Source organism: Pseudomonas sp. P7758 (assembly GCF_013386485.1).
Classification (GTDB): Bacteria; Pseudomonadota; Gammaproteobacteria; order Pseudomonadales; family Pseudomonadaceae; genus Aquipseudomonas.
The window spans coordinates 1-3,576 of record NZ_JACARS010000219.1; the positions used below are offsets into that span (position 1 = coordinate 1).

General features: G+C 60.9%; 4 protein-coding genes. All 4 read left to right on the forward strand.

Annotated elements, in window-relative coordinates:
• The first annotated feature begins 400 nt into the window (after nucleotides 1–400).
• A complete protein-coding gene (locus tag HX873_RS30770; RefSeq protein ID WP_256344058.1) occupies nucleotides 401–580 on the forward strand; it encodes a type VI secretion system contractile sheath small subunit in 180 nt (59 codons plus the stop codon).
• A gap of 176 nt (nucleotides 581–756) precedes the next feature.
• Nucleotides 757–1,473: an HPP family protein gene (locus HX873_RS30775; RefSeq protein ID WP_102604350.1), complete on the forward strand. Its 717-nt coding sequence runs from the start codon at nucleotides 757–759 to the stop codon at nucleotides 1,471–1,473.
• Between the two features lie 124 nt (nucleotides 1,474–1,597).
• Nucleotides 1,598–2,701, forward strand: a complete 1,104-nt coding sequence (locus tag HX873_RS30780) for an enoyl-CoA hydratase/isomerase family protein (protein ID WP_087693005.1) — start codon at nucleotides 1,598–1,600, stop codon at nucleotides 2,699–2,701.
• Between the two features lie 3 nt (nucleotides 2,702–2,704).
• Nucleotides 2,705–3,576, forward strand: an 872-nt coding sequence (locus HX873_RS30785) for an acyl-CoA dehydrogenase family protein (protein WP_177123731.1), incomplete at its 3' end; no start/stop codon positions are given.

Consider the following 3,576-nt stretch of genomic DNA (forward strand, 5'->3'; position numbering starts at 1 on the left):
CAACTATCGAGAAACATCCTACGCATCTATACGCTGCTACCGATAAGACGCCCTCTTCCCGCCCCTAGCCCTCGACTGTAGACTCGCCTGCCAAGCGAGTTATTATTTAATACCTTTTAACTATTTTCAGAAGTTCCAAAGGTGCGGTGTAAGGCATTCCTGTTACTTTCGAAAGAAACTCGACGAACGTAGCAGCAAGCCATCAATCAAGACATGCCCCGCTTAAACGAACAGTCGAAATAACAATAAAGACCTTTTAAACAGCATTCAGCGCTGCCGTTTATTTCATTTAGAGGAATGTTTTGTGTCCGACCGTCGATTGCCCGACCCCTCAACCTCTGACGCTGTCGCGCCTTTGTCCCGCGACAGAGTCAATGCGGGTTACATCCCGCTGCCAAAACTGGATCGGCTGATGGAACTGCGTGATGCACTGGTGGTGCTCAAGGGGCCATTGGCCAACAATCCATCGCTGCGGGAAAATGTACAAAACCTGCTGATCAACGAGGAAACCGATGACCGTGTGCTGGGCAAGATCAGCAACCCCATGCCACCGCCAACCCGCCTGATACCGTTTGGCTGACACGTTTTACTGCAAAAATACTGCACTTGACCTGCATTAATATGCATTGGCAGCAGTCTTCATCGATTGGCACACTGCGCAGGTTCCTCCCCCAAATGCAGGAACTTCTTTAAAGGGCTTTTCCGGGAAACCAGGCAAGCCTTTTTTTTCGCCCGCTTTTCACGGATCGTCTGTCAATGCTCGCTCGCTGGTTACCCGCTGCCATCAATACCCGCCCTGCCGAATGGAGTCGTGCCGCCATCGGCATGGCCCTGGGCACACTGTTCAGCGTCTGGGTGTGCGCCCAGGTGTTCGGCACCGAGGTGGCCCTGCACCTGATAGGCCCGCTGGGAGCCTCGGCGGTGCTGCTGTTTGCCGTATCCTCCGGCGCGCTGGCCCAGCCCTGGTCGATCATCGGCAGCTACCTGTGTGCCGGGATTGTTGCGCTGCTGGTGGCCCGGGTATTGGGCCGAACGCTGGGCAGCGCATGCCTGGCTGCCGGGATGACCGTGATCCTGATCTGCTGGCTGCGCTGCCTGCATCCACCGGCGGGCGGCCTGGCCATGAGCCTGGTGCTGGCTGACCCTGCCTCGATTGCCATGGGCTGGCACGAACTTGCCGCAGTCATGCTGGGAGCCACAGCCTTGTTGGCCTGCGCGCTGGCCTACAACAACGCCACGCGCACGCGTTACCCCAAGGGCACCCGCGAACCGGCTGCGCCGATCTTTATGCCAATGGCCACCGAAAACCCCGGGATCAGCGCCGAGGACCTCAAGCAGGCCCTCGCCGAGCGCGAGCAGTTCCTGGACGTTACCCCGCAGGAGCTGGAGGAGCTGATCCAGGCCAGCGAGCGGTATGCCCGGCGGCGCACCATCGGCGCGGTTTTCCAGCACCAGGGCCAGCCTCCTCCATAAGGCAAAAATGCAAAAACGACCTGCATGATTCCGACTTGTACTGGGCAAATTTGCACTGGTACGATCGCGAGATGGTTCGCCCGCGAACATCTTGATAAAGAACAATAAAAGCAGGGAGTTAGAGATGACTGCTCAGGTTTCATCCGAGGCAAGCAGCGCCGGGATTGTGCAAGACGAGGTCCTGGCGCACGTACGCAACCATATTGGCCACCTGACCCTCAATCGCCCCGCAGGCCTTAACGCCCTCACCCTGGACATGGTCCGCAGCCTCAGCCGGCATTTGCAGGCGTGGGCGGACGATCCCCAGGTGCATGCCGTGGTGTTGCGCGGTGCCGGTGAAAAAGCCTTCTGCGCCGGCGGCGACATTCGCTCGCTGTACGACAGCTTCAAGAGCGGCGACACCCTCCACGAAGACTTCTTCGTCGAGGAATACGCCCTCGACCTCGCCATTCACAACTATCGCAAACCGGTCCTGGCACTGATGGACGGCTTCGTCCTTGGCGGTGGCATGGGCCTGGTGCAAGGCGCCGACCTGCGGGTGGTCACCGACCGCAGCCGCCTGGCAATGCCCGAGGTGGCCATCGGGTATTTCCCTGACGTGGGCGGCAGCTATTTCCTGCCGCGCATTTCCGGGGAACTGGGGATCTACCTCGGGGTGACCGGCGTGCAGATTCGTGCCGCCGACGCCCTGTATTGCGGCCTGGCGGACTGGTACCTCGACAGCGCCCGGCTCGCCGACCTCGACCAGCGCCTGGACCGCCTGGAATGGCACGATTCTCCCCTCAAGGACCTGCAAGGCCTGCTGGCCAGCCTCGCGGTGCAACAATTGCCCGACGCCCCTCTGGCGGCGCTACGCCCAGCCATCGATCACTTCTTTGCCTTGCCGGACGTGCCGAGCATCGTCGAGCAATTGCAGCAAGTCACCGTCGCCGACAGCCATGACTGGGCATTGACCACCGCCAGCCTGATGCAGACGCGCTCCCCCCTGGCCATGGCCGTGACCCTGCAGATGCTGCGTCGCGGGCGCCACCTGCCGCTGGAGCAATGCTTTGCCCTGGAACTGCACCTGGACCGCCAATGGTTTGCCCGTGGCGACCTGATCGAAGGCGTCCGCGCCCTGCTGATCGACAAGGACAAAACCCCTCGCTGGAACCCTCCAACCCTGCAGGCGTTGGAGGCTGATCATGTCGAAAGCTTCTTCCGCGACTTCGACAAGAACGGGAACTAAATCATGCAAGATATTGAATTTACAGAAGAACAAGTGATGATCCGCGACATGGCGCGGGACTTTGCCCGTGGCGAAATCGCCCCCCACGCCCAGGCTTGGGAAAAGGCCGGCTGGATCGACGATGCCCTGGTCGCCAAGATGGGCGAGTTGGGTTTGCTGGGCATGGTGGTGCCTGAAGAATGGGGCGGCACCTACGTCGACTACGTGGCCTACGCCCTGGCAGTGGAAGAGATTTCCGCTGGCGACGGCGCTACCGGCGCACTGATGAGTATCCATAATTCAGTGGGTTGCGGGCCAATCCTCAACTACGGCTCACAAGCACAAAAGGAAACATGGCTGGCGGAACTGGCCAGCGGCCAGGCCATCGGTTGCTTCTGCCTTACCGAACCCCAGGCCGGTTCCGAAGCGCACAACCTGCGCACCCGTGCCGAACTGCGGGACGGCCAGTGGGTGATCAACGGCGCCAAGCAATTCGTCAGTAACGGCAAGCGCGCCAAGCTGGCGATCGTGTTTGCAGTGACCGACCCGGAGCTGGGCAAGAAAGGCATCTCGGCGTTCCTGGTGCCGACCAACACCCCGGGCTTCGTGGTGGACCGTACCGAACACAAGATGGGCATTCGTGCCTCGGACACCTGTGCCGTCACCCTCAACCAGTGCACCGTACCGGAAGCCAACCTGCTGGGTGAACGCGGCAAGGGCCTGGCCATCGCCCTGTCCAACCTCGAAGGCGGACGCATCGGGATTGCCGCCCAGGCGCTGGGTATCGCCCGTGCCGCCTTTGAGGCCGCGCTGGCCTATGCCCGTGACCGGGTGCAGTTCGACAAGGCGATCATCGAGCACCAGAGCGTGGCCAACTTGCTGGCCGACATGCAAAC

Bases quoted from the DNA above. Each gene is read 5' to 3' on its own strand.
- HX873_RS30775 (WP_102604350.1), top strand. From the start codon at position 757: ATGCTCGCTCGCTGGTTACCCGCTGCCATCAATACCCGCCCTGCCGAA.
- HX873_RS30780 (WP_087693005.1), top strand. From the start codon at position 1,598: ATGACTGCTCAGGTTTCATCCGAGGCAAGCAGCGCCGGGATTGTGCAA.